Origin of the sequence: Paenibacillus sp. OK076 (genome assembly GCF_900110055.1) — a bacterium.
Classification (GTDB): domain Bacteria; phylum Bacillota; class Bacilli; order Paenibacillales; family Paenibacillaceae; genus Paenibacillus.
Window position 1 is genome coordinate 306,452 of sequence record NZ_FOCH01000002.1, and the last position, 22,154, is coordinate 328,605.

General features: G+C 47.7%; 17 protein-coding genes. 8 read left to right on the top strand and 9 right to left on the bottom strand.

Translation table 11 applies throughout. The annotated features are described in order from the left end of the window. Nucleotides 1–37: 37 nt before the first annotated feature. From BMY78_RS20230 to BMY78_RS20240, 3 genes are read right to left on the bottom strand one after another with little or no spacing between them, the layout of a single operon-like run. The gene (locus BMY78_RS20230) at nt 38–2,362 is read right to left on the bottom strand and encodes a carbohydrate-binding domain-containing protein (protein ID WP_090903066.1); all 2,325 of its coding nucleotides are present in this window, start codon (nt 2,360–2,362) and stop codon (nt 38–40) included. Nucleotides 2,363–2,388: 26 nt separating this feature from the next. Next, a complete protein-coding gene (locus BMY78_RS20235) occupies nt 2,389–3,069 on the bottom strand; it encodes a DUF4956 domain-containing protein (RefSeq protein ID WP_076287340.1) in 681 nt (226 codons plus the stop codon). Continuing rightward, a complete protein-coding gene (locus BMY78_RS20240; protein ID WP_090903617.1) occupies nt 3,062–3,880 on the bottom strand; it encodes a polyphosphate polymerase domain-containing protein in 819 nt (272 codons plus the stop codon). The genes BMY78_RS20235 and BMY78_RS20240 overlap by 8 nt, the downstream gene beginning before the upstream one ends. Nucleotides 3,881–4,130: 250 nt before the next feature. On the opposite strand from BMY78_RS20240, the gene BMY78_RS20245 reads away from it, so the two are divergent. The 3 genes from BMY78_RS20245 to BMY78_RS20255 are packed head-to-tail and all read left to right on the top strand — an operon-like array spanning nt 4,131 to nt 6,478. Next, nucleotides 4,131–4,808 carry a response regulator transcription factor gene (locus BMY78_RS20245; protein ID WP_079348070.1) on the top strand — a complete coding sequence of 226 codons (678 nt, stop codon included), beginning with the start codon at nt 4,131–4,133 and terminating at the stop codon, nt 4,806–4,808. Then, nucleotides 4,808–6,109, top strand: a complete 1,302-nt coding sequence (locus BMY78_RS20250; RefSeq protein WP_090903068.1) for a sensor histidine kinase — start codon at nt 4,808–4,810, stop codon at nt 6,107–6,109. The genes BMY78_RS20245 and BMY78_RS20250 overlap by 1 nt, the downstream gene beginning before the upstream one ends. 45 nt (nt 6,110–6,154) lie before the next feature. Beyond that, on the top strand, nt 6,155–6,478 hold the full coding sequence (locus BMY78_RS20255; protein ID WP_090903618.1) for a hypothetical protein: 324 nt from the start codon (nt 6,155–6,157) through the stop codon (nt 6,476–6,478). A gap of 127 nt (nt 6,479–6,605) precedes the next feature. Here BMY78_RS20255 and BMY78_RS20260 read toward each other — a convergent pair whose 3' ends face one another. Then, a complete protein-coding gene (locus BMY78_RS20260; protein ID WP_090903070.1) occupies nt 6,606–7,373 on the bottom strand; it encodes an SDR family NAD(P)-dependent oxidoreductase in 768 nt (255 codons plus the stop codon). A 195-nt stretch (nt 7,374–7,568) separates the two neighbouring features. Here BMY78_RS20260 and BMY78_RS20265 point away from each other — a divergent pair, with 195 nt between their 5' ends. Beyond that, a complete protein-coding gene (locus BMY78_RS20265; protein ID WP_090903072.1) occupies nt 7,569–8,207 on the top strand; it encodes a TetR/AcrR family transcriptional regulator in 639 nt (212 codons plus the stop codon). 18 nt (nt 8,208–8,225) lie between these two features. Here BMY78_RS20265 and BMY78_RS20270 read toward each other — a convergent pair whose 3' ends face one another. Continuing rightward, nucleotides 8,226–8,738, bottom strand: a complete 513-nt coding sequence (locus BMY78_RS20270; protein ID WP_090903619.1) for an acyl-CoA thioesterase — start codon at nt 8,736–8,738, stop codon at nt 8,226–8,228. Between the two features lie 205 nt (nt 8,739–8,943). Then, nucleotides 8,944–9,567, bottom strand: coding sequence for an acetate uptake transporter (locus tag BMY78_RS20275; RefSeq protein ID WP_062322933.1), 624 nt, complete (start codon nt 9,565–9,567; stop codon nt 8,944–8,946). 361 nt (nt 9,568–9,928) lie between these two features. On the opposite strand from BMY78_RS20275, the gene BMY78_RS33645 reads away from it, so the two are divergent. Both BMY78_RS33645 and BMY78_RS20285 read left to right on the top strand, forming a co-directional pair. After that, nucleotides 9,929–15,127 (top strand): rhamnogalacturonan lyase family protein, encoded by a 5,199-nt coding sequence (locus BMY78_RS33645; protein ID WP_090903074.1) that lies wholly within the window; start codon nt 9,929–9,931, stop codon nt 15,125–15,127. Between the two features lie 341 nt (nt 15,128–15,468). After that, the gene (locus BMY78_RS20285; RefSeq protein ID WP_090903076.1) at nt 15,469–15,645 is read left to right on the top strand and encodes an aspartyl-phosphate phosphatase Spo0E family protein; all 177 of its coding nucleotides are present in this window, start codon (nt 15,469–15,471) and stop codon (nt 15,643–15,645) included. 122 nt (nt 15,646–15,767) lie between these two features. On the opposite strand, the gene BMY78_RS20290 is transcribed toward BMY78_RS20285, so the two are convergent. After that, on the bottom strand, nt 15,768–16,697 hold the full coding sequence (locus BMY78_RS20290) for a response regulator (protein ID WP_090903078.1): 930 nt from the start codon (nt 16,695–16,697) through the stop codon (nt 15,768–15,770). Between the two features lie 448 nt (nt 16,698–17,145). Here BMY78_RS20290 and BMY78_RS20295 point away from each other — a divergent pair, with 448 nt between their 5' ends. Then, nucleotides 17,146–18,582, top strand: a complete 1,437-nt coding sequence (locus BMY78_RS20295; RefSeq protein WP_090903080.1) for an alanine/glycine:cation symporter family protein — start codon at nt 17,146–17,148, stop codon at nt 18,580–18,582. A 185-nt stretch (nt 18,583–18,767) separates the two neighbouring features. On the opposite strand, the gene BMY78_RS20300 is transcribed toward BMY78_RS20295, so the two are convergent. Beyond that, nucleotides 18,768–19,607, bottom strand: a complete 840-nt coding sequence (locus BMY78_RS20300; RefSeq protein ID WP_090903082.1) for a methyl-accepting chemotaxis protein — start codon at nt 19,605–19,607, stop codon at nt 18,768–18,770. A gap of 286 nt (nt 19,608–19,893) precedes the next feature. On the opposite strand from BMY78_RS20300, the gene BMY78_RS20305 reads away from it, so the two are divergent. Continuing rightward, the gene (locus BMY78_RS20305) at nt 19,894–20,586 is read left to right on the top strand and encodes a Crp/Fnr family transcriptional regulator (protein ID WP_090903084.1); all 693 of its coding nucleotides are present in this window, start codon (nt 19,894–19,896) and stop codon (nt 20,584–20,586) included. Nucleotides 20,587–20,733: 147 nt separating this feature from the next. Here BMY78_RS20305 and pepT read toward each other — a convergent pair whose 3' ends face one another. After that, complete coding sequence (pepT, locus tag BMY78_RS20310) at nt 20,734–21,972, bottom strand: peptidase T (protein WP_090903086.1); 1,239 nt, start codon at nt 21,970–21,972, stop codon at nt 20,734–20,736. Between the last annotated feature and the right edge of the window lie 182 nt (nt 21,973–22,154).

A 22,154-nucleotide genomic window follows, 5' to 3' on the forward strand; every position in this document is an offset into this window, starting at 1 on the left:
ACCTTTATTTGTTGGCTCTTATGGCCTGAGTCTTCACTTACTTCGTGGTATCCGTAGTGCCCGTTGTACCTGTGGTATCGGTTGTTGTACCCGATTCTGTTCTGTTTCTACCGCCTCCGAATCCACCTTGGCCACGGCCTCCGCCTGGACCACCCATACCCGAGTTGGCAGTTGTAACACCAGATTCGTTCACCCAAGTTACATTGCTTGTGGATTGGAAGGCAACCACTTTGGTTCCGCCACTATACGTTCCGTCTGTATAGAGTCCATCCACTGCTTTACCAGTCGATGATCCGCCGGAGTAAATCACATAAGAACCGTCTTTTTTCAGATCCGGGGAGCTGACAACCACCGTTTGATAATCTTTTGCTGGAGCAAAGGTCAGAATGTTGTTTCCTTCGCTATCTTCCACATGTACCAGTGTTCCTGCTTTTTGCGTTTCAGGGAACGTCATGGCAATGGTATTTTGAGTCGATGCTTCAGATGTTGCCTGAGCCATGCCGGAGCTTCCCGCAGCGACCAGATATCCGCCGCTCAATTCGAAGTTGCCGTCATAGTCCAGTGCTCCGTTGCCATTATCTGTTGGACCGTTCACAATGACGGTTCCGTCTGTCATATAGATGGAGCCGTTCGAATCCAGTCCGTCGCCGCCTGCATTGACGGTGAGAGAGCCGCCGTTGATATGAAGCTCACTGTTGCTGGCAGATTCACCCGGCATACCACCTGGCCCACCGCCTTGTGGGCGAGTATTGCTATTCGTGTCTGTACTTTGATTGGACTGATCCGTAGTAGATGTTGTGCCAGTCGTCTCTGTAACAGAAGTGTTGGAGACTGCAGTTGTATCGGTATTGGCTGCTTTAGTACCGTCCTCTGCAGTGGCTGCCGCATTCGCATCAGCGTCAGTTGCAGTTATTTCTCCGGAAGCATTCACGCCATCATCTGATGCAGTCACATCCACATTCCCATCGTTCAAGGTGATGATTGCACCTTCAAGACCTTCATAGCTCTTGGCAATGGTGATCGTTCCACCGTTAATGGTGAGCGCCTGATCTGCATGAATCCCGTCATCCCCGGATTCAATGCTGAACTTGCCGTCATTGACGATTACATTGTTGTTGCTGTGCAGGGAATCATCCATGGAATTGATCGTATACGTACCGCCATTGACGGTAAGATCTGCTCCTGCTTTAAGTGCTTTGGCACTCGTTGTTTCTTCTTCTGCAGCCGTTGTGCTTGTGTCTGCATCTGCTATGGAATCAGTAGGTGCTGTTGCATTGGTAGAGCTGGATGGTGCTGCGCCTGCTGCGTTCGTTCCATTATTGCTCGGCATATCAGCAGGTGGTTCCCCATCCGGTGGTGTGCCCATATCGGTTGGAGGTGTACCGCCACCCCATCCGCCGCCACCGCCGCCAAATGGTCCTTCTTCTACTTTTTCTGGTGCATTGGCACTGCCGCCTCCGGTTACGATGTTAAATGTGCCGCCATCCGTAACCAATGCGGTTTCCGCTTGAATGCCGTCGCTGCCGCTCTGGATGTTGAATGTACCTCCAGCAATGGCCACGAAGCCTTTGGTCGTATCCGTATCGTTTGTAGATTTGATGCCGTCACCTTCTGAATCAATGGTAATGGTCCCGGCTTGAATCGCCACCATATCTTTACCTTTGATGCCGTCATCGGCGGATTTGACGTTAATTGTGCCACTGACGATTTTCAGATCATCCTTGCTCGTAATACCTTCATTGTAGTTACCCGTAACTGTCAGCTTGCCTGTACCATTGAACGTCAGGTCTGCCTTGCTGAAGATGGCTGCATCCGGCTCATCCGTTGTATCGTCGGCGTATACGTAAGTTTTGCCATCCGAGACAGCATTCTCGGTTCCTTCCTCCAGCGTAATAATGGCTTTGCCTGCTTTCTGGATATAGATAGCTGCACTGTCGTTATCATTGATGGTTGCCCCGTTTAATACGAGATGTACGGTGCCCTTATCTGCCACATTAACTACAATCTGTCCGTCGGTCAGCTTGCCGCTAAGTACATAGGTACCCGCTGCGGAGACGGTTACCGATCCGTTTGCTGCTTTTGCGCCCGAACCTGTGATGGAAGCGGTCGTCCCGTTCAGCTTAATCGTTGTGGAGTCTGCTGCACTCCAGCTCACGTTGGTATCGTCTTCATCCATCGTGACCAGATCGGCATACTTTACAGAGGTTTGTTCACTGACGGATACGGTTTTGGTAGTCCCTGTCGTTGAAACTGCGGCGTTTGCAGTAGTGCTAGTGGCTGCCGGAGCGCTGCAAGCCGTAACCATGGCCGTAATCATCGCGACGGACCATAGTTTGCTGCCAGTTATGATTTTCTTTTTCATAGTATATCGTTCCCTTCGGATTCAATTTAGTATTCTGGTGTTGGACTCATCGTTAACGAGATATCTAGATTTCCGTTTCGTGTACGAATCGCATCCAAGAATTCCTTCTGGCTTACACTTTCGTGAATGGTAACACTGTAGACAAGCTCGTACAGACTGCCGAGTTCGGTGGTTCTGATTTTTTTGAGATCAAAAGGTACGTTAAATTTATGGAACACTTCGTTCAGTGCTTCTTCGTAGCTCAAGTTTTCCGGAATGGTTACTTTCAGCGTTTTTTGCTGGGCTTTCTTCCCTCCGAAGTTGAAGCGGCTCAGGACAAACATCAGTACACACAGGATAATGGTGAACATTACAGCATAACCGAATGCGCCTACACCGCAGGCAAGACCGGAAGCCATGGTGAACAGAACATAAGCAATGTCTTTCGGGTCACCAGGCGCACTTCTGAATCGGATGATGGAGAAGGCACCCGCGAGGCTGAATGCACGGGCAATGTTGCTGCCGATCAGAAGAATGATGATGGCTACGATGACAGGCAAGACGACCATAGTTAGTGTAAAGCTTTGGGAATATGTGCTCTGATTTGTCTTCATGTATGTCAGGCTGATGATGACCCCCATGATGATGGCAAGTCCAATCGTTAGAATCGCATTACTAAAAGTTAGGGTGGTGTCTGTTAAAGCTGAGCTGAAAATGGAATCAAGCATATACTACACGCTCTCTTTCTGTGATTGTTTTTTCTTGTTCTATGGATGGGTTGAAATCGGTACCCGGCAGCAATTCTCGTTCAGTCTGGTAGTTCAGGTTGGTGGTTCTGGCCAGATGTCTGTACTCATTGCCGTATTTCGAGAATCCGGTGCGATATAGGCCGTGTTCGGATAACAGTTGGGAGAGCCACATCGGAACGGTTTTCTCGGCTTTGACTTCCATCAGCCAGCGTCCATCTTTCACCAGTGGTTCACCGTAATCCCCTTGCTCCAGCTTCAGATCGTATCTGCGACTGCGGATGTTGGTATCAAAAGTGATGCGGAGATCGCGGCTGTTCTTGTCGAACAGCGCCTTGCGTTCATAAGCCAGATACACTTTTGGTTCCAGATCGTACAGCCGGAGGAAGTACTTGATCTCTTCCACAACCTGTTTGTTCATGTAATCTGCGAGATTAGGCGCCTTGCCTGTCTGAACGAATTCGTAGGCTTCATCCAGCTTCAGGGCAGTTCGGCGTTTGTTTACCAGGCCAAATACTTTCTTTTTGATCTCCAGATATACCTTCGCATTCTCTTCAGGAACTCCGTATGCCCGCAGCCTAAGCTTCTCCTTGTATTTGGGTTTGGAGAGACTGGCGCGGATCAGGGAATCCTGCGGAGTGTCGAAGTACAGATTGCTGATGGAGTAGAACTCGTGTTTCTTGTTGTAAGCGTCCAGCTCCATATACTTCAGCAGATCGGTGTAGAAGTTCTCGTATTGCTCATCTGTCAGTAGATACTTGCTCTCATATCGGTTGAATACTTCAATTGCCATTGGGTTCAGTCCTTTCATCCATGTTTTGTATGTTTTGTTGCATCGTGTATTGCTTCCATGTCTGTATCTTAGAGCCCCAACCTTGAATGAATCTTAAATGATTTTACATTCCGTTGATCTTTTTTTACCTTCCTTTAATAGTTCTCCAAAAATAATGAATTAAGATTGGTTCAAGGTTCCGTTGATACAATCGCTGGTATAATAGATTGACTTATATCGAAACCAATTCATGCAGAGGAATGAAGAACCGATGAGAATACTGATTGCGGAAGATGAGGTTCATTTGGCGGAAGCCGTGTCACAAATATTAAAGAAAAACAATTACTCTGTAGACATGGTGCATGACGGGAGATCGGGTCTGGATTATGCGCTGAGCGGAATCTATGATCTGTTGCTGCTGGACATCATGATGCCGGAAATGGACGGGATTACCGTGCTGAAGAAACTGCGCAGCGAAGGCAATCATACGCCTGTCATTCTGCTCACAGCCAAAGGAGAAATTTCAGACAAAGTGACCGGGCTGGATTATGGAGCCGATGATTATATAGCAAAGCCCTTTGCCACGGAGGAATTGCTCGCACGGATTCGGGCAGCCCTGAGAAGGAAGGGAGAAGTCGTTCCGGAGGATGGACTGAAGTTCGGTGACATTGAACTGAACACCACGCAGCTGAAGCTGAGTGTTCAGGGCAAGGAGATCAAGCTGAATCTGAAGGAAAATGAACTGCTGGAGCTGCTAATCACGCGTAAACAGGCCATTACTTCCAAAGAGCAGATTATTGAGAAGCTGTGGGGTTTCGATTCGGAAGTGGAGTATAACAATGTGGAGGTGTACATCTCGTTTTTACGCAAAAAATTAACCTTCCTGAACTCCGCGGTTCGCATCAATACGATTCGGGGTGTGGGGTACGTACTTGAGGTGACGTCCTGATGTTCAAGAAACTCAGAAACCGATTTCTGATCGTGAACCTGGTGTCCATCTCGTTTATGATGTTGGTTGCCTTTGCCACGATCTACATCATTACGTATCAGAATGTACAGCGGGAAACCAACATGGAGCTGTTCAAAGTGTCGGATTTCTATCATGGTCCGTACAACTCCAGCAAGATGCCGCGCGGTGATGACAGGGATTCAGTGCCAGGATCTCAGCCATCCGATTCCAGTGCCAATGGAGCGTCGGGGAGTGATCCGAATTCACCGCCAGGACGCTCGGTATCGTTCATGGTCAAGACGGATAGTGAGTGGGAAATCACCGATGCGCACTCCAGGTTTGATATGGATGACACGTTCTATACGGAAGCTTTGCAAAAGGTGAATAAAGTCGACGATGTGGATCGGAAGACCGGACAGTTTACACTGAATGGAACGGACTGGGCTTATGTGATCGACCCGAGCAGCACAGGGCACATGATTGTGTTTATCGATGTGACGGCCCAACAGGGCATTCTTACGAATCTGATTTATACTTTTGCCGTCGTAGGTTTGATCATGCTGATCGTCATCTACTTCCTGAGCCGCTATTTCGCCAATCGTTCCATTACCCCGGTCAAGGAAGCCTTTGAGAAGCAAAAGCAGTTCATAGCCGATGCTTCACATGAGTTGAAAACGCCGCTGGCGATCATCAATACCAACACGGATGTGCTTCTCGCGAACCGGGAGGATACGATTGAGAATCAGGCCAAGTGGCTGCATTACATCAAGTCGGAGACGGAACGCATGTCGGGACTGACGAATGATCTGTTATATCTGACTCAAATTGACGATTCAAGATCCTCGATGATTCATACCAAGTTCAATATGAGCGATGCGGTGGAGACGATCATTTTGACGATGGAAGCCGTGATTTTTGAGAAAAATATATCTCTAGACTACAGCATTGAGCCGCAGCTCATGGTCCATGGCAACAGCGAACAGATCAAGCAGGTCATTCTGATTTTGCTCGATAATGCTGTGAAATACTCCAGAGCCAAAGGCTCGGTCAACGTATCGTTGAAGAAACAGAACAATGACGTTTTGCTGGCCGTTTCCAACACGGGAGAGGGCATTGCGCCTGAGCATCTGGACCGGATCTTCGATCGCTTCTATCGCACGGATGCCTCCAGAGCACGGAAAAATGGTGGACATGGATTGGGTCTTGCGATTGCAAGGTCGATTGTGGAACAGCACAAAGGTGAGATTTACGCCCGCAGTGTGGTAGGGGAAGGTGCAACATTTTACGTTCGTTTATCTTAGGGATAAGGAATAATGCATGTCTGTTCTGGGTTAACCTATGCTACAATGGCAACAGAACGTAAGAATCAAGGAGCTGACTTTAACGTGACTGAAACAAATTCAATCAATGAACAGGAAATGAAGGCATATATTGCAGAGAAGACGAAGGCAAGCGAAGCGAATATCGCTCTTGTCCTGAAGCATGAGCAGGCGTACATCAACAAGGCGCATGAAAATGCCAAAGGTGACGTGGATATCGACGGTGACGATCTGGCCGACTATATTCTGAGCCGTAAAGATGTGAAGCTGGATGAGCTGACCGTTGAAAGCATTCTGGATGCTGAAATGGACTATTTGATGGAAAAAGGGCTCGCAGGCTACGTGGATTAATTTAAATCAATAAATTGAAAAAATGACCTCAGCCTCCACGTTATTGTGGAATTTGAGGTCATTTTGGATTGTGCCTTGGAAATTACCTTTTAAACCGCCAGCCTCCGTTGGGCTGGTCTCATTCTTCTTATTGACCCATCATACCGCCATCAACAGTATAGAGCGAAGCGGTGACATACGAAGCTTCTTCGGACAACAGGAAGTTCATGATGGCTGCGACTTCTTCCGGTTCACCATAGCGGCCCATCGGAATTGCGGATACGGTAGCGGATTGATAATCTTCCACATTACCGGAGTTTGCTTCGATTTGACGCATCATGCGGGTATTGATGGTGCCTGGCAATACCGCGTTAACCCGAATACCATAAGGCGCAAGTTCATTTGCTGCTGTGCGGGTAAGACCAACAACGGCATGTTTGGACATAATATATGGAGATACGGCTGGAGCACCCATCAGACCTGCAAGGGAAGAGGTATTCAGAATCGCACCAGATTTTTGTTTTTTCATGACAGGGATGACGTTCTGCAAACCAAGGAATACACCGCGCACATTGACGTTATATACGAGGTCGAGAGCTTCAACGCTCAGATCTTCGATCAGTCCGGTTGGACCTTCAATGCCGGCATTGTTGGCAAAATAATCGATACGACCAAATGTATCAAGTGCTTGCTGCACATAGTTTTTCACATCAGCTTCCTGAGATACGTTTGCTTTCACCGCAATGACGTGCTCTTTGTCGAGTTTCAGATCCGTGATGGTTTGCTGGATGGCTTCTTCGTTCAGGTCGACCAGGACCAGATTAATTTTGCGTTCAGCAAGGCGGCGTGCCAATTCTTTACCGATGCCTCCGGCTGCTCCTGTAATAACGGCTGTTTGGGTATATGATGTACTCATCATGTATTCGCTCCTTATAAAATGTAATCAGGTGAACGGTGTGTGAACGTTCAACCTGTGGTCTATCGTTCCTATCTCAATGTTAAGATATACATAGTAATGTGACAATAATCATTGACAGCGCAAATGTCAGCTATCGGACAGAGATGTAAGCGGTGTTCATTTAGGTTACAATAATGAACAGAGGAGGTGGAAATGTTGATTATCGAACACCCTCAGGATCGGAGAGCACGAAGAACGCAGGATGCCATCATTGCTGCGGCGGTTTCTTTGATATTGGAAAAGGGAGCTGAAGCCGTCACGATTCGTGACATTACGGAACGGGCGGATTATAACCGGGGAACGTTCTATTTACATTTTCCCGGCAAACCCGAGTTATTGCAATTCATTCTGGATGATTTCATGCAGGGCGTGGGACAAGCTTATGCATCACCTTACGCGGAGTTAAAAGAAGTGGATATGACGGCATTACTGCCATCAACGATGCCTGTATTTGAATATATCGAAGCGCACCAAGACATCTTTCGAGCCTTGATGACGATGCACGGGGATATGGGAACCAGACTCTGCAACATGTTCAGAACATATTTAACCGAAGACTTTGTATTGGTGACCGAAAACAGCGACTACACCATTAATTACGACATTATGCTAAGTTACCTGGTATCTGCGACCGTTGGTGTGATTATGCATTGGGCAGAGATTGGGTTCAAGTATTCTGCCCACTACATGGGGGAGCAGCTGACTGCGCTAATTAACATCAAACCGACCCGTCTCCTGATTGAACCAGGGCAGAAAGGTCGGACCATTCATGAACGCATGCTTCAGGACTAAATAGCGTGCCCGGTTCTCTTATTCCCAGGGATAACTAACGGTGAGGAAGTCGGCGAATTTTTTGCTTTCTTCCCGCCGTTGTTTCCGCATGGCTGCCCGAGCTGGAGCAGTCTCGTATAATTTCTTCTCTTCCTCCGTCTCCGGAATGATGCGAGGAACAATGAGTTTACGGTTATTTTCATCCAAAGCGACAAAGGTAAGGAATGCGGTCGCCGCAATCTTCTTCTCCCCCGTCTTCAGATCCTCACGGATGACCTTCACAAAAACTTCCATGGAACTGCGTCCTGTCCAGGAAACAAACGATTCCAGTGTCACCGAATCTGTCGGATTAATCGGATACAAGAAATCGACCGAGTCGGTTGAAGCCGTAACGGTGTTCACCCGGCACAGCTTGGAAGCAGTGATGGATGCAATATCATCAATATAGGACATCAGCTTCCCACCAAATAATGTGTTGTGATTATTCACGTCCGTCGGGAACACCCGAGACGTCTTGAAACAACGTGTTTCACGCATGTACTTTTTCTCCATCTGATCCAGTTCCGTAGGCTTCGGTATCTCTCTCATATGTCTTCCTCCTGACAGTATGGCTGATGGACTCTGCAAGAAATGTCGCGCCCATCATCTCTATATGTTAGTTCTAGTATAGGTTTCGGTCCCATCCCTATTCAAGTGAAGCGTGATTCAAAAAAACCGCCAGGCGCGGACCGGCGCGCGGGCGGTTTGATGCTGTATATTAAGCCTTGGGTCTGAAAATGCCAGACGGCTTGCCGATAGGCAAGAACGTATAGCCGAAGTGAGCGTTCAGTACAGAAGCACCTGTGCCGTACAACGACACGATTCCGATTCCCATTTCAGCATAAGCTGCGATGGTATGGAAGATATGAGGAGCTACGCCGAACGCGTCAAAGGTCAGACCAAGGAACAGGAAGTCAATGAGAATGAAAATGATGAGCAATACTTTATTGGCTTCCACGGCACCCAGCGTCATGAACAGGGTGAACACGAGATATCCGGCAAAAGCAAATCCGAGCTGCTTGCCATCTGCCTGTTCCGCAAGAGTGGAGCCAAACACGCCCATTTTGATCAGCCAGTTGGCACCCATCGCGAACCAGAAGAATGCGTATGCGCCGAAGGCAGTTGTGCCAAAAGTATTGTTGCGTTTGGAATCTTGAATACAAGCGAACAGCTGGGCAAAGGCACCGAGGAAAATCGCCCAAGGAATAGCGTAGCTTAGGCCGTCTGTAATGCCAAGCTTTTGGGAGGAAGCGACCAGAGTGACGATGGCCAACCCAAATAATCCCATCGCGCTGGGATCGGCGTTTATGATTTTGACTTTAGTCTGTGAATCGGTTTGCATGGTGTTGATGAGCCTCCAAATATTCAAATCAGGATGATCCGTTCGAACCGAACCGTCCTCTATACTTCGTAATTCGTATCCGCCTGGTCCGGACACACACATCGCCCTATTGTACCTGAATGAATTACGTATGAAAAGGGGTTTTATTACCTTTTGGAGCATGATCCGTTCCCTTGTAAGGCTTGTGTTAGAGATCAGGAACGAAGAGATCGGTTTTTTGGTGGAAAAAGACGGAAAATTACATGTTCATTCCCTGAAAGAAGGGATAGTATCGAATAGAAATGCAAGCGCTTACTTTTGAGTTGTACCATCGTTCTGGCTTTAATCATTCAATGATGAGGAAACGAAAGGATGGGTGTTCATGATCGCTAAGACGCGGCGGGTTGGCCTGGTTATGCTCCTGTGGGTATTTACAATTTCCAGTCTGGGGTGGGGGACCATGTTTGGCACACCAGCAGCAAGTGCAGCCGTATCGGCTGATGAAACTGCGGGTGGAGGCACTTATAGATTCGACTTTGGTTCAGGAGCTGTTGCGAATGGATATACAGGTGTGGACGCAACGTCTGCGTATTCGGCGGAACGTGGCTATGGCTTCACCGATGTGTCCAAAGTAACGGTACAGGATCGGGGTACAAATGATCCGATTAAATCCGATTTTGCCAAAATTGCCGATGGGGCCGGATTCAAGGTGGATCTGCCGAGCGGTGATTATACCGTCTCCCTTGTCGCTGGCGACAGTGCAGGCAGCACAGATATTGCAATCAAAGTGGAGAGCATGAACAAGGTTCAGCAGAATACCAAGCCCGCGGGTGAATATCTGGAGATGAGCTTCGATATTGCCTTGGTGGATGGGCAGATGAACTTTGAATTCTCCGGAACGGCCGCTAATATCAATGCGCTCGTGATCACCAAACAACAGGAACGCGAGGCAGGTAACAAACCTGCGGTGTACCTTGCGGGTGACTCCACAATGCAGACGTATAATCCATACTGGGAGCCCCAAGCGGGTTGGGGGCAAATGTTCCCGTCCTTTTTCAGTGATGCCGTGGAGATTAAGAACCATTCCATCGGTGGACGCAGCTCTAAATCCTTTATTTTCGAAGGGCGATTGGATGAGATTCTGCGCCTCATTCGTCCGGGAGATTATCTGTTCGTGCAGTTCGGACACAACGATGCAACAATCAGTGTTCCTGACCGCTATGCTTCACCTGCCGATTACAAAAACTATTTGAAAACCTACATAGACGGCGTGCAGCAGCGGGGAGCTACCCCAATTCTGGTCACCCCAATGGGGCGCAGGGACTTCAACGCAGACACAGGCAAGTTCAATGTGTCCTTCCCTGAATATGTGCAGGCGATGAAAGAGGTGGCTTCGGAGAAAAATGTGAAGCTGATCGATCTGAGCGCACTCAGTATTGCGTACTATGATTCCATTGGACCGGAAGCGACGTTGTCTGTCTTCCTTCATGTATCACCAGGCATCTATCAGGCATTCCCGAACGGGGCAGCGGATAATACCCACTTCCAGGAATATGGAGCGATTCAGATTGCTCGTCTGGTTGCTGGTGCGGTTCGTGAACTGGATCTGCCATTATCAGAAGCGGTTCAGGATGCTGAAGTTCCGGCTGAATTGCCTGCCAAACCTGCTGGATTGAAGGCAGGCAGCATCAGCAACGCGGGAGCGGTATTGAAATGGACAGCGGATGACACCGCAGACATCTACAAAGTGTACCGTAAGCTTTCAACAGAGCCGGAAACTGCCTACAAGCTGGCAGGAACAGCAACTGTACCTACTTTGACGCTAAGCGGTTTGGTCGAAGGCAAGTCGTACACGGTTCGAGTAACCGCTGTGAATGGCCGCGGCGAATCCGATCCTTCGGATGAAGTCAGCTTCACCACCAAATCGGCAGCGTATCGATATGACTTTGGTCCGGTAGGTTCTCCGGTTGCTGAAGGGTATACGGAAGTCAACCGGAATACGCTGTATACACCAGAACGCGGTTATGGATTAACGTCTTCGGCTAATATGGCGGATCGGGATCGTGGCAGTGCGACAGATAACCTGCGTCGTGACTTCGTGATCTATTTTAACGGCTCATATGAATTCAAAGTGGATCTGCCGAATGGTACCTATTCAGTCAAGACGTATACTGGGGACTGGATTGGATCAGCAAAAACCAACATTAACATCGAAGGCAAAGATTATGGGACCGTATCCTCCGGTGCTCAGAATATTGCCGAAAAAGTGATCAACCAGATTACCGTCCAGGACGGGCAGATGAATCTGGTCTTCAGTGGGGCTACGGCGCATCTCAACGGACTTGAGATTACACCTGTATTGGTGGCCCCTTCCAATCTGAAACTGGATGGCCTGGATCTGGAGAGTGATCCGATCACCGCTGCATTATCGTGGGATGCTATTGCTGATGACGTACAGTATAAGGTATACCGTCAGTCAACTGGAGCGGCCAAGGGCGAGCTGCTGGCAACTACGGATGCAACAACCTATACCGATAACAAGATTGACCTGGGCATGAATTACGTATATACGGTATCGGCTGCAGATCGTACAGGTACGGAATCGGTAGCATCCAATGCATTACCTGTTTCGACGATTGATTCATCTGTAGAGAAGGCACAGGTCCCTTCAGGTCTGTCGTTACTAAGCATTAACAAAAATGACGTCTCCTTCACTTGGACGGAATCAGCAGGAGCACGTGCATATCAAATCTATCGTGCTGTGAAGCAGGATGGGCCGTATGACTTAATCGCGCGCACCAAAGAGACGACATACACAGACTCAACCATCCTTAGCACCATTCCTTATTTCTATAAAGTGGCGTCTGTGAATGCGGGAGGGGTATCCGAACTTTCGGCTGCACTCGAAACCCCAGTAGCTACGACGCTGAATCGGGAAATGGAGTATCTGGACCGTGCTCCGGTCGCTGTACAAACAGAAAACGGCAACTATATTGGCTGGCGCATGCTGGGCCTGGATGCCGAGACCATTGCTTTCAATCTGTACCGGGATGGTGCGAAGCTTAACGATGAACCGATAACGGGAAGCACCAACTTTACGGATGCCGAAGGCACCGATGCGTCCAGATACCGTGTCATGACGGTGGAAAATGGTATTGAAAAAGCAGCAACGAAGGAATTTGGCGTTTGGCAGGAGCAGTATCTGTCTGTACCATTGCAAAAGCCTGCTGATGCTTATACGAAAGACGGACAGCCGTATTCGTATTATGCGGGTGATGCCAGCGTGGGTGATGTCGATGGTGATGGCGAATATGAGATTATTCTGATGTGGTCACCAAACAACGGCAAGGATAACTCCCAGTCCGGATATACCGGTATTGTCTATATGGATGCCTATAAACTGGACGGAACAAGACTCTGGCGCATCAATATGGGACCGAATATTCGTGCGGGTGCGCATTACTCTCCATTCCTGGTTTATGACTTTGATGGCGATGGCAGAGCGGAACTGATGATGCGTACCGCAGATGGTACCGTCGATGGACAAGGGAAAGTCATTGGAGACGCCAATGCAGACCACCGGAACAGTTCCGGTTACGTCCTGCTTGGTGATGAATTCCTGACGGTGTTCGATGGTGAAACCGGAGCAGCACTGGATACGGTAGAATATGATCCGCCACGTGGAGATGTAGCCTCATGGGGTGATGGCTATGGAAATCGGGTGGACCGTTTTCTGGCAGCGGTGGCGTATCTGGACGGTGAGCATCCAAGTGCGATGTTCAGCCGTGGATATTATACACGTACCGTGCTCGCGTCCTACAATTTCCGTGATGGCAAGCTGAGCAAAGTATGGCGTTTTGACTCCAATGATGATGATTACGGCGAGTACGCAGGCCAAGGAAACCATAACCTCTCGGTTGCAGATGTGGATGGCGACGGCAAGGATGAGATTACATTTGGTGCAATGGCCATCGATGATGATGGCAAACCGCTATACAATACGAAACTCGGTCATGGCGATGCCATGCATCTGAGTGATCTGGACCCAACTCGTCCAGGATTGGAAGTGTTCGACGTACACGAACATAAAGATTCGCAGTACGGTATGGAAATGCGTGATGCAGCTACAGGTGAAATCCTCTGGGGTGTGTTCACAGGCGTCGATACCGGACGTGGCATGGCTGCCGATATTGATCCAAATTATCCGGGGTCTGAGGTGTGGGCCGCGACCATTACCAATGCCGAGCATATTCCAATCACCGGGCTCTACAGTGCCCAGGGGGAACTGATCACGACGAAGATTCCATCGTCCACCAACTTCGGTATCTGGTGGGACGGTGACCTGCTGCGTGAGCTTCAGGATGATATTCGTATCGACAAATGGGATTATGAGAACCAAACGACAGTTAATCTGCTGACGGCAACAGGTGCTGCTTCAAACAATGGCACCAAAGCCAACCCGAGTTTGCAGGCAGATCTGTTTGGAGACTGGCGTGAAGAAGTGATGTGGCGCGGTCAGGACAGCTCGGAATTACGCATTTATACGACGACAGATGAGACGGATGTGCGTATTCGCACGTTGATGCATGATCCGGTCTACCGCCTTGGGGTAGCTTGGCAAAATGTAGCCTATAACCAGCCGCCACATACCGGCTTCCATCTGGGAGTAGGCATGGAGCAGCCAGCAGCACCGAATATTCGTTATGTCGGTGCTCCGCAAGAAACAGAAGATACGACACCTCCGGTCATTACCGGCATGCCTGCGGAACAGATGAGTGAAGAGGATGTACTCCAAGTTGGAGTGAAGGCAGAAGATCCGGAGTCGGGAATCACTCTTCTGGAATTGACTTGGGATGGCGAGGCCGTAGAACAGGGTGATGAGATTGCACTGACGGGACTGGTGGGAAAACACACCTTTACAGCCAAAGCAGTTAACGGCGCGGGACTCATCACTGAGCTTTCCGTGGAAGTGAAAGTTATCGCCGCAGACCAAGCCACAGGTGCACCGGGTGTACCTTCCTTGTCCGACGATAATCAACATGGCGACGGTTTGGCCGATGGAACATACACCATCACGATGAATATGTGGTGGGGGAATAACGGTACACAGTACAAATTGTATGAGAACGGTGAACTGATCGATACGCAAAAACTCACGGTCTCAAGCCCTGCTGCCCAAAAGGCATCCACCGATATTTCGGGACGGGTAAACGGTACGTATGTATATACTTGCGAACTGATCAATTCAAAGGGAACGACCGAATGCGCTCCGCATACCGTAATCGTTCGTGATGCAGCACCAGGGAAGCCGGTGCTCTCTCATGACAACTGGGATGGGGATGGAAACTACACCATTACGATGAACATGTGGTGGGGCACAAATGCCACCTCCTATCGTCTGTATGAGAACGGTCAAGAGATCGACAGCCAACCGTTGACTGCAGCATCTCCGAATGCACAGACAGCAAGCGCAGTGATCAAGGATCGTGCACCTGGCGAATATGAATACGTTGTGGAATGGACTAACGAAAGTGGATCGGTTTCAAGTGAAGTCATCACAGTGAAGGTCACACATGATTAAAGTGATTTAACGTTTAAGCACCTCTCTATTGATATAGGGTATCCCCTTGGGTAAGCCTGTAGATGGAGAGGTGCTTTTTGTTTTTTTAACATACACAATAATGACACATTTGTTTGAAAATGAAGTTAGTGGGGGAAATTTGCTCGTGGAATTGGAATCTCTTCTTTATATTAGGCATAGCAGAGCCATTTTCGGATCGTCTTCTAGGAATAGCTATAGAGACTTTCAAAAATTGGAGAAGGATACAAAACATCCATGTGAACTATGCCATATGTTAATCCAACTATAGATTGACAGGAAAACCTAAAATGTAACACAGAAATAAGGAGGGATCAGGTGCGATGGTTATGAGTTTGGAATTAAAAAATCAAATAGAGAAAGCCAGACGTAACCTTCATATGTTGGTAGAGCATAACGAGGGTAGATTTGGACATCCCGATGTGCTTCAGCAGTCCATGGTACTGGATGAATTGATCAATGAGTATAATCGAATGAATCTCAGCAAGCCGAGGGCTTGATGGATATAGATGAGCTTTTTTTGCAATCATGCGCACATGATAATAGCTGGAATAGGCAGCAGGAAGAACGAATGCTGTATCATTCCAGTTCAATCATGAGCGCATGTTTTTTTGTTTAATCCTCAATGCAACAGCCGCTTGGCTTCCAGATACAGTACCTGAACGAACTTTTTGGTATTAATGCGTGTTTGGGACAAGGAGGGCTCCACATTGTTTTGCAGTTCCAGCATTTTCTTGCGAATCTCCGTAAAGTCAAAGAACTTCGACGCGTAATTCTCGAACTTCGGATGTGTGTAATCCGTGAGTCCAAGCGATACGACATGGCTTAATGTTTGGAAAATGGCACGGCGAACGCGCTGCTCAGAAGCTTTGATCTCCTTCGTTATTTCAGCCGATGAAGCATCGGAACCCAGTTTGCGTAGGGCTACATTCTGGAAGATATCTTTAAGTGACGGGAACGTGTATGGAGAGAGCTTGTGTTCCTCCGTTTCAATCTGCTCCAGGTATTCCAGCATGTCCAGCAGATCTCTGCTGCCGGCTTCTCCGATCATGCCCATCTCGGATAACAGGAAATGTCCTGCTGTCGTGATCGTTTTGTCGGGGGCTGGTGTTGAAGCACGTTCAGAAGATTGTAATCTGGACAGTCCTTGCAGCGTACGCTGAATATCTGCGATGGATTGCTGCATGCGCAGACGTTCATCCACCAGACGCAGAACAGACAGGATCTCCAGCCGATTAATCGGCTTCGTAATATAATATTCGATGCCAAGCGAATAGGCTTCCCCGATCATATTTTTCGACTCAATCTGGGAGATCATCACGATCTTGCCATCGAACCTTCCTTCCAGCGCACGTATCGTCTGAATCCCGTCTCGCTGCGGCATGAGCAGATCAATCAGCAGTACATCCACCTTATGCAGCTCCAGCAGTTCAGCATGAATATGAGCTCCGTCATCGGCTTCCCCCACGATCTCCCCGAGCCCCTCATCTTCAATAATATCCATCAGCATGGATCGAACCCCGGGATCATCATCCACAATAAAATAACGCATTTCCGTGTCCTCCTCTCTGATTAAGTCTACAGCCTATATATTTCGTTCTCTGCATCTATAAATGATCTTTCCCTGCTGGTAATGTCCCCTATTATCATACTTGGTTGTATATCCCGATGTGAAGACCCGTGTATGTTGATCAATATGTCAGATAAAGTGACAGTGAATGGATAAACGTTGCTTATTTATAAAAAATTTAAATGATTCTGTGTAGGTATTTGTCGATTTACGTAGATGTCCCTGTAGTATAGGTAACATGCGAAAGTGTGGATTCTGAGATATGCAGAATGGTACAAACGATGCTCTTAACCTATCGAACTTCAGCTGGAAGTTGTCCGTATGAGGTGATAGAACTGCATGCCTTTATGAAGTAGTATGAGAATTTTTCGCTCAGTCATACAGCTGGGAACGCTTTTTAACGAACCATTAACGAAAAGGGGCATTGCCAATGGAGCAAACAATACAAGATATTATTGCAGTTTTCAATGATTTTCTGTGGTCCAAGCTGTTAATCATCTTGTTGGTCGTATGTGGTTTGTATTTTACGACCAAGACCCGGTTCATGCAATTCCGCATGATTGGGGATATGGTGAAAGTGCTCAAGGAGCCGAAAAGTAAGGAGCCCGGCAAAATTTCGCCGTTTCAGGCATTCTGTATCAGTATGGCAGCCCGCGTGGGAACCGGGAATATTACCGGTATTGCACTGGCAATCGCTCTGGGGGGACCCGGGGCTGTATTCTGGATGTGGGTTATCGCGATTTTTGGTTCGGCTTCGAGTTTTGTGGAGAGTACACTTGCTCAAATTTATAAAATCAAGGATAAGGGTGGATTCCGCGGGGGCCCTGCTTATTATATGGAGCGTGGTCTTGGGAAACGCTGGATGGGGATATTGTTCGCAATTCTCATCACGTTGTCGTTCGGTTTGGTCTTTAATGCGGTGCAGTCCAACACAATCACAGTGGCATTCAAAAATTCATTTGGGATTGATCGGTTGACTGTAGGTATTATTATGGCCGTTGTGTTTGCGGGAATCATTATGGGTGGTGTTAAACGGATTGCCAAGGCATCCGAATATATCGTCGTTGTTCTTGCTGTGCTGTACATTGGCGTGGCTGCATTTGTTGTTCTGTCGAACATCACACAGCTTCCGGCCATGATTGCGCTGATTGTGAAAAATGCCTTCGGCATAGAACAGGTCGCTGGGGGTACACTTGGAGCCGCGCTGATGAATGGTGTCAAACGTGGTTTGTTCTCCAACGAGGCTGGTATGGGTAGTGCGCCGAATGCTGCGGCTACGGCGGATACAACACATCCGGTTAAACAAGGGCTTATTCAGGCGTTTGGCGTGTTGACGGATACCTTGGTCATTTGTACAAGCACGGCCATGATTATTTTGCTATCTGGGGTGTACAAAGGTTCCAATCTGGGTGGCATTGAATTAACTCAAGCGGCATTAAGTGTGCATATGGGTTCATGGGCGTCCGGATTTTTGGCAGTCATGGTGTTCCTGTTTGCCTTTAGTACGCTTATCGGGAATTATTACTACGGGGAGACCAATATTGAGTTTATCAAATCCAATAAAGGTTGGCTGTGGGTATACCGTGTGTGTGTCATCGCGATGGTGCTGTTCGGTGCCGTTGCCAAGGTACAGCTGGTATGGGATTTGGCGGATCTGTTCATGGGGCTGATGGTTGTGGTGAATCTGATTGCCATCCTGATGCTGTCCAAGGTGACATTCGATGCACTGAAGGATTATAAGAAACAAAAGGCCGAAGGACGTGACCCGATCTTTACTCGGGACCGTATTCACATTCCGGGTGAAGTGGAATGCTGGGAGTCGGAGGCTGAGGTAATTGGGACAAAATTAAATGAATCTGCCAAATAACGAAGGGATTATGGAATCAGATACAATACGAGATCCACATACATCACGATAAAAAGACAAATGAAAACAGGACTTGGAATCTCCACGAGGGGACGCCCAAGTCCTGTTTGTTACATATATAGCAGTATGGTTCAGGTATCTCTGGTGGAGTGGTAACCATCCCATCAGGTTATACTTGTTATCCCTTATTCGTTCACAGAGTAACTGATGAGTTGCTCAGACAGAGCTTTCATGCGTTCTCCCGCTTCATTCAGCTTCTCGATGACATCCGTAAAGGAAGATACAAGCGTAGCTTGCTCCTGAGAAGAAGCTGCAATTTGAGAAACTTCGACTTCCATCTGTTTAATAACCTGTTGTACATCTCTCAAGCTAATATCAATATCGCTGGTAGCCTGTTTGGCATCGACAGAAAGTTTGCGTACTTCCGTTGCGACCACACCAAATCCTGCTCCCGCTTCACCTACACGCGCAGCTTCGATAGCGGCATTCAGCCCAAGCAAGTTGGTCTGTTCCGAGATTTCACGAATGAATCCGGCAACCTTGTTGATCTGGGAAGAGTTCTGTACCGCAAGACGTGTATTCTCCAGAATCTGTTCGCTGGTGGCCTGCAATTCCTCCGCATGAGCGGCAACGTGCTGGACCATTTCAACCAGGTTTCCATTAATCGTTTGGTTTTCTTGTATAATAGCTTCAAGCTGATTCTGGTTCGATTGATCATACGATACGCAGAAAATAGCAACGACCTGATGATTGTCATCAAAGATCGGTATATTAAGGACATCCAGCTCGATACCGTAGTATTCTGCCGGCAGGTGGGTGAGAGAGGCTTCGTTTCCGTTCTTGAGAGCTGTGAAGTTCTTATATCCATCCAAAAGAGGATCGCCTTCGCTGAATCCAAGATTAAACTTATCGGTGGAGACAGAATACAATACCTTCTCGTGATCATACACCGTTAGACTTGCTGGTTCTCTAAGAATCAGACGGATATAAGGCATTACTTTCAAAAGAGCATCTACAATGTTCATGGTACGTCTAACCATCCTTTCACGATTTGAATTCGAAATTAGCAGTTGTAACTATGCTTATTACTTTATCTTTCATCGGATAAGAGTGCGCTATCATGTACTCCTTTTTTCATAAAATATTGTCAGTTCTAGGGCTGAATATTAAAATTTTTTCCATTTAGCTTAATGTTTTGGATATAACTTCTAGTTGTAACTATTTTTATATCAAGATATTCGTACGGACGTATATCGTTTATGGGACATGTGTCCAGTGTATATGTAGAACCACAAAGGGGGGTTATCCGAGATGAGAGAAATCATGGACTTTGAATTGCTGCGCCAGCTTGCGCGGGAGCATGGTCTGGATCAGGTGCTCGACGAACCTGCGCTTGCTGAATTAAGGCTGCTTGAAGCCTCCAAAGGCGAGATTATATGTGCCAAAGGTGAACGTCCCGAGCGATTATATTTTCTCGTCCAGGGTAAGCTCAAGATTTATACAACACTGCCGAACGGCAAGTCTTTGCTGCTTCGTTTCAGTATGCCGCCTGCGCTGGTAGGTGATCTGGAGCTGGTCAATGGCAAGGAAGCCAAAAACACGGTGGAATCCGTCAACAAGAGTTTGCTGCTCGGTGTAAGCTATCGCTATCTCAAGAATACATATGCTGAAAACCCGAAGTTTCTCCATTTTATGCTCAGCCATGTGACCCACAAATTATATACCTTCTCGAATCTGTCGAGTCTCAACCTGCTATATCCCGTCGAGAGCCGTTTTGCAAGTTATTTGCTGTCCACGATGGAGCAGGGGGAGCAGATCACGGAAGAAATCCAGACCTCCAAGCTGACAGAGCTGGCGGATATGCTGGGCACGAGCTACAGACACTTGAACCGGGTCATCCATGACCTCCGCGACCGTGAAATCATCCGCAAAGAAAATCGCAACATTGTCATCTGCAATCTGGAGCAGCTGCGTGAAATTGCGGGAGGTAATATGTACGAATAAATAAGGATAGATGTGCTATTGCTTTCTTAAACCATTAATACAACAAAAACACCCTCTGCATGTGATATGCCAGAGGGTATCTTGCTTTCACCTGTTGGTGGATGGTCTATTTGTATTGCCGTGCTGTAGCTTTATGTTTATGTCGAACTAAACATCTCCACGCTGTTCAAATAATTGAGCAATTTCCACGATGACCTGTGTGGCCTTCACCATATTATCCACTGATACATATTCGAATTTGCCGTGGTAGTTCTCTCCGCCCGTGAAGATGTTGGGTGTAGGCATACCCATGTATGAGAGTTGGGAACCGTCTGTACCCCCGCGAATCGGATGGATGACAGGCTCGATATCCAGTCGAGTCATCGCTTCATGTGCAATATCGACGATCTGGCGCACAGGTTCGATTTTCTCACGCATGTTATAGTATTGATCATTCAGTTCAATGGAAATGCTTTTCTCGCCATATTTGCTTTTCAATTCGTCCACGACTTTTAACAAATATGCTTTGCGTTCCTCGAACTTCTCCCGGTCGAAGTCCCGAATGATGTAGCTCATCTTGGTTAGTTCGACGTCTCCCTCGATGGATAACAAATGATAGAATCCTTCATACCCTTCTGTGAATTCGGGAGCTTCCTCCGCAGGCAATCGGCGGTTCAACTCCATCGCAATTTTAGCGGAATTGACCATCTTGTTTTTGGCTGTACCCGGGTGCACGTTGGTGCCCCGAACTGTGATTTTGGCAGCCGCCGCATTGAAACTTTCGTATTCCAGCTCGCCGAGTGGTCCGCCGTCTACCGTGTAGGCATATTTGGCTCCAAAAGCAGGCACATCGAACTTATGCGGCCCGCGGCCAATCTCTTCATCCGGGGTAAAAGCAACACGAATCTTTCCGTGTTTTACTTCCGGGTGTTCAATCAGGTAAGCCATCGCCGTCATGATCTCGGTAATGCCTGCTTTATTGTCCGCACCAAGCAGTGTTGTACCATCTGTTGTAATCAGGGTGTGGCCCTTATATTCACGCAGTTCCGGGAAATCCGTGGTGGATAACACCACATCCAGCTCCTGATTCAGTACAATATCTTGTCCATCATAGTTGTCGATGACCTGTGGTTTGACATCTTTGCCTGTGAAGTCGGTGGCTGTATCCAGATGAGCAAGGAAACCGATCACGGGAACATCCTTGTCTGTGTTGGATGGCAATGTCGCCATCACATAGCCGTTATCATCCATGGTCACTTCCTGCAAACCAATGGCTTTGCATTCGTCAACCAAGTATTTACCCAAAACTAGCTGGCCTGGTGTGGAAGGGCAGGTTTCACTATTTTCATCGGATTGCGTATCCATTTGAGCATAGGTTGTCAGTCTTTGAATTAAAATATCTTTCACCAGTAATCGCTCCTTTGGCTTCGGTTTATTATAGTTGGGTATATTATTTCCTGAGTGTCCGTATGACTATCATATCATGTTTTGGAACGGTTTCGAGTAATGGATCAATCAGAGATGGATGCAGACTAGGTATCAAAAAGGGTACTATCGCACAATAAAGTACGTACTTGTTTTCCTGTAGG